The organism is Pseudorhodobacter sp. (genome assembly GCF_030452865.1).
Lineage (GTDB): Bacteria > Pseudomonadota > Alphaproteobacteria > Rhodobacterales > Rhodobacteraceae > Pseudorhodobacter.
The window spans coordinates 1-4,831 of the sequence record NZ_JAKDLJ010000289.1 but is presented as its reverse complement, the minus strand read 5'-3'; the positions used below and the strand labels follow the sequence as shown (position 1 = coordinate 4,831).

4 protein-coding genes are annotated in these 4,831 nt (G+C 57.1%); 2 read left to right on the top strand and 2 right to left on the bottom strand.

All coding sequences use genetic code 11. The annotated features are described in order from the left end of the window. Nucleotides 1-1,308: VWA domain-containing protein (locus L0H65_RS14735; RefSeq protein WP_301459803.1), on the bottom strand; the 1,308-nt coding region annotated here is incomplete at its 3' end. Nucleotides 1,309-1,827: 519 nt separating this feature from the next. On the opposite strand from L0H65_RS14735, the gene L0H65_RS14730 reads away from it, so the two are divergent. Continuing rightward, nucleotides 1,828-3,258 (top strand): Glu/Leu/Phe/Val dehydrogenase, encoded by a 1,431-nt coding sequence (locus L0H65_RS14730; RefSeq protein WP_301459802.1) that lies wholly within the window; start codon nucleotides 1,828-1,830, stop codon nucleotides 3,256-3,258. 67 nt (nucleotides 3,259-3,325) lie between these two features. Here L0H65_RS14730 and msrB read toward each other — a convergent pair whose 3' ends face one another. Further along, complete coding sequence (gene msrB, locus L0H65_RS14725) at nucleotides 3,326-3,811, bottom strand: peptide-methionine (R)-S-oxide reductase MsrB (protein ID WP_301459801.1); 486 nt, start codon at nucleotides 3,809-3,811, stop codon at nucleotides 3,326-3,328. 223 nt (nucleotides 3,812-4,034) lie between these two features. On the opposite strand from msrB, the gene L0H65_RS14720 reads away from it, so the two are divergent. Beyond that, the coding region (locus L0H65_RS14720; RefSeq protein ID WP_301459800.1) for an FAD-dependent oxidoreductase at nucleotides 4,035-4,831 on the top strand (797 nt) is incomplete at its 3' end.

The window sequence follows — 4,831 nt, the reverse complement described above, 5'->3', positions numbered from 1 at the left end:
GGTCGCAACATAGGTGACGGAGTAACGGTCCCAGACCTCGGGCCAAGTCAGAACCGTGGATACGTCATCGCCACCATCACGCGTCTTGTTCCAGGTCTTGTTGCGCGGCCAGTAATAATCCTTGTCGCCCGCGCGGTCGAAGTAGACGGAGACGCGGCCATTCCCTGCGCGGTAGATATTGGATGTACCCTGATTATAGGGGTCATTGATCTTGTACTCGGTGGTATTTTCGCCGTCAGTCATCACAACCAGAACTTTCAGCACTTCCTCCGTCGCTGCATCCAGCGGGCGATTGGCGAATTTTGCGGGAACGATATTTCCCGCAGCAAGCCCTTGAATGACAGGGTTTGAATTGCGGTTCAGCAAATAGGCGCCCCATTTTACGCCAACGTCGATAGAGGTGTTGCCGTAAGCAACCAGATTGTCGATCGCGGTGTTGAGTTGGTTCTCATTGTCGGTCAGTGGTGTCACGGTATTGCCGGCCTGCGGCGGGCAATTCCGTTCCAGGTTGTTCTGGTTGTTGGTGTTGTTGTAGGGGTCAAAGTGGGAATTCTGCTTGAGCGGTGCAGACGTGCTCAGGTCAACCGTCGTGAACGCGGAATCGTCCAGCTCGATGCAGGACGAACTATCCTGAAATGTGTCGACATTGAATTCGTTCAGCATCGGGCGACCGATATTCACCTGCGCGTTATAGGGGATGATGGACATCGACACGCGGCTTTTCTCGGACATGGCCAATACGGTGGTCACGAATTCCTTTGCGGCGGGGCGAAGGTTGTTGATCCGCGAACCGCGCATGGAGCCGGAAATATCCAGAACAAGCGACACTTCCACATTCGAAATATGTTGTTCGGCAGTGGCTGTCCCCGAAGCCTCCAATTCGCCGACATGCACCAGTTGCATGAAGAATGGTGTCAATCTGGATGTCGCGCTGGCGGTGACCATGCGGTAGTTTGCCGATGTGTCGTCAACCTCGACATCCCCCAGTTGATCACCCAGCCCCGCCTTCACGAAATAATCGGTGACGACAGCTTTGGAGTTGAGGCGTTGCGAAAGGGAAGCCGCTGCAAGGACCGACCGGTCAAGGGTCTGTTGCAGGTCGGTACGACGCTGCTCAAAGCGCATCACATCCACCGCAAGCCCGCAAACCCCGGCAAGAAGCAGGACCAACGCAAGTGTCAGGATGACCAGCGAGCCTTCTTCATCCCTGGCAAACGCAGCAACGGAGTAGCGTTTTGCGCATCGCTGAAAGCGGGACTGCGCCTGACGCTTTGTATTTGTGGTTTCTGGCTCGTACTGAATAACCATAATAACTTCCTCGTTTCGATGCGCCCGGACTGCCTTGGTTCATAATCGTGGCCGAAAGCGTGATCGCCGGACGCAACACACCCTTTCCCATCTGCCAATTGGCCTGCGAGTTGCGGCGAAAATGTGGCGCTGTTAACGGCAATCACCGGTAAATCGACCTCACCGGAAACGCTGGGGCTGATCCCGGCGCATTGTTTCCGCAGTGCCTACAAACGCCTTGGAAATTTGGCGTGGCGGTGTTGAAAACTGGACGCATGGTTAATGACGCGGGACCGATTCTACGCAGATTCGAATCACAGCTCCGGTTTGCTGCGCCCCAATCCGGTTCTGGAGGGAAAGGTCCGTCCCGGAGCTGCTGCCCGGCTGTCCCCACGAGGCGCGCCGGGGGCCAGATTTTACCCGCTAGGGTGCTTTTTGTGGTGAACACGCAAGCAGGATCGGCTAGGGTCGCGATATTGATGCCAAATGTGGCGCAAGTTGCCGGACCGACCTTGGTGCGGCCCAGTGGGAGAAAATACCATGAAAATTGCAGGCGAACCAAGCTTTCGCGACTCTGTCGATCTTATGTTCAACCGTGCCACGGCGCTGATGGATCTAAGCCCCGGCTTGCAGCAAAAGATTCAGGTCTGCAACTCTACCTATACCGTGCGTTTCGGGGTCCGGTTGCGCGGCAAGATCGAAACCTTCACTGGCTATCGCTCGGTCCATTCCGAACATATGGAACCGGTCAAAGGCGGTATCCGCTATGCGCTTTCGGTGAACCAGGACGAGGTGGAGGCGCTTGCGGCACTAATGACGTATAAATGCGCCTTGGTGGAAACGCCGTTTGGTGGCTCCAAAGGTGGGCTTTGCATTGACCCCCGTGCATGGGAGGAGAATGAGCTGGAGCAGATTACCCGGCGCTTTGCTTATGAGCTGATCAAGCGCGACCTGATCCACCCGGCGCAAAACGTGCCTGCGCCCGACATGGGCACCGGCGCGCGCGAAATGGCTTGGATCGCCGATCAATATGCGCGGATGAACACATCCGACATCAACGGCAAGGCCTGCGTCACTGGCAAACCGCCGCATGCCGGCGGGATTCAGGGCCGGGTCGAGGCGACGGGGCGCGGCGTGCAATACGCGATTCACGAATTCTTCCGGCATGAGGATGACAAGGCGCTTGCCAAACTCTCTGGCGGGGTGGAGGGCAAGCGTGTCATCGTGCAGGGGCTTGGCAATGTGGGCTATCACGCCGCGAAATTCCTCTCGGAGGAGGATGGTGCCGTAATTACGGCCGTGATCGAACATGACGGTGCCATCATCAATGACAAAGGCGTGGCGATTGAAGAACTGCGCCAGTGGATCACCAAGACCGGTTCGGTCAAAGGCTTCTCGGGTGGCGAATACGTCATTGATGGTGCGGCGGTCCTCGAAAAGGATTGCGACATTCTGATTCCGGCCGCGATGGAAGGGGTGATCAACCTGACCAACGCCGCGCGGATCAGTTGCAAGTTGCTGGTGGAAGCAGCAAACGGCCCCGTGACTTACGGCGCGGATGAAATTTTGCGCAAGAAAGGCGTCATCATCATCCCCGATATGTATGCCAACGCGGGTGGCGTGACGGTTTCGTACTTCGAATGGGTCAAGAACCTGAGCCATATCCGCTTTGGCCGCATGCAGCGGCGCGCCGAGGAGTCGCGGCATATTCTTTTGGTGAACGAACTTGAAAAGCTGTCTGCTGACAAGGGACTTGGCTGGACCATGTCGCCGAATTTCAAGGACAAATATCTGAAGGGCGCGGGGGAGTTGGAACTGGTGCGGTCCGGGCTCGATGACACCATGCGTTCGGCCTATCAGGCGATGCGTGAGGTGTGGCATGGCCGCAATGACGTAGAGGATTTGCGGGTCGCGGCATATATCGTGTCAATCAGCCGCGTCGCCGCTGCCTATCAATCCAAGGGTTTGTGACAGGTTTGAAAAAGACAAAACGGGCCGGGCTATCCGGCCCCTTTTGCGTTGAAGCTGCGTGAAAAGATCAAGCGGCGGTGAAGGTCATTGCCAGACCGTTCAGGCAGTGGCGCTTACCAGTCGGCTTTGGTCCGTCGTTGAAGATATGGCCCAGATGCCCGCCACAACGACGGCAATGAACTTCAAGCCGCGTGGTGAAAAGCGTGCTGTCTTCCTTGGTGCCGACCGCATCAGGGAGCGAGGCGTAAAAGCTGGGCCAGCCGGTGCCGCTGTCGAATTTGGTCTTCGACGGATAGACGGGCAGATCGCAGCCCGCACAATGGTAGGTGCCGCTCCTTGCTTCTTTCAGCAGCGGCGACTTCTCCCCCATCAACGTGTTGGAAAACGCCTTTTCAGTGACATCCTGTCGAAGGACCGCGAATTGCGCAGGCGTCAGACGTTTTTTCCATTCGGCGTCGGTAAGGGTGATTTCAAATTCTGCGGCGCGCAAGGGCAGGGCGGCAAGTCCGGTTGCGGCCAATGTGGTGGTCAGAAAGATACGGCGCGTTTGCATGATGATCTCCTTTAACTGATACCCAAGCTACGGCATCCGGGGCCGAAAGTTTCATCACGTTCCCGACAAGCCTCTATGGCACAGCGAAGGCTTGGCCGTTTGCGACCGAATTTGTCGCAACGGGTGAAGGAAAGTCCTGTCACTTCTTGAATATGGCGCAGGAAAACGGTTCACTTCGCCAATGCGCGCGGCGAGGGGGCTGGCGACGATGTAAGGGGGCGGGATGCGCTATTCTGGGTTGAAGGTCTTTACCGAAGGGCTGTTTGGCAACAAAGGGTGGAAACCTGCCTGGCGCGATCCGTCCCCGAAGCCGGAATATGATGCCGTGATCATCGGCGGCGGTGGGCACGGCTTGGCAACCGCGTTCTATCTGGCGAAAAACCACGGGCTGACCAATATCGCTGTGCTGGAAAAGGGTTATATCGGCTCCGGCAATATCGGGCGGAATACGACGATTGTACGCGCAAACTATTTTCTGCAAGGCAATTCAGAATTTTACAGCCATTCCCTGAAGCTGTGGGAAGGGCTGGAGGCGGAGTTGAATTACAACGTCATGCACAGTCAGCGCGGGTTGATCAACCTGTTCCATTCCGATGGTCAGCGCGATGCTTTCGCCCGACGTGGCAATTCGATGATCAACCAGGGCGATGATGCAATCCTGCTCGACCGTGAAGGGGTACGGGAAATCCTGCCCTATCTGGATTTCGAGCAGACCCGCTTCCCGATCTATGGCGGGCTGTTTCATCCGCGTGGTGGCACGGCGCGCCATGATGCGGTTGCCTGGGGCTACGCGCGCGGCGCGGATATGCGCGGCGTGGACTTGATCCAGAACTGCGAAGTCACCGGGATAGACATTGAGAATGGCCGGGTTACGGGGGTGCAAACCACGCGAGGGGCGATCAAAGCGAAAAAGGTCGGCATGGTTGCGGCGGGGCGGTCGGGGCAGGTGGCGGCAATGGCGGGCATGCGTTTGCCAGTGGAAAGCCATATCCTGCAAGCCTTTGTCACCGAAGGGTTGAA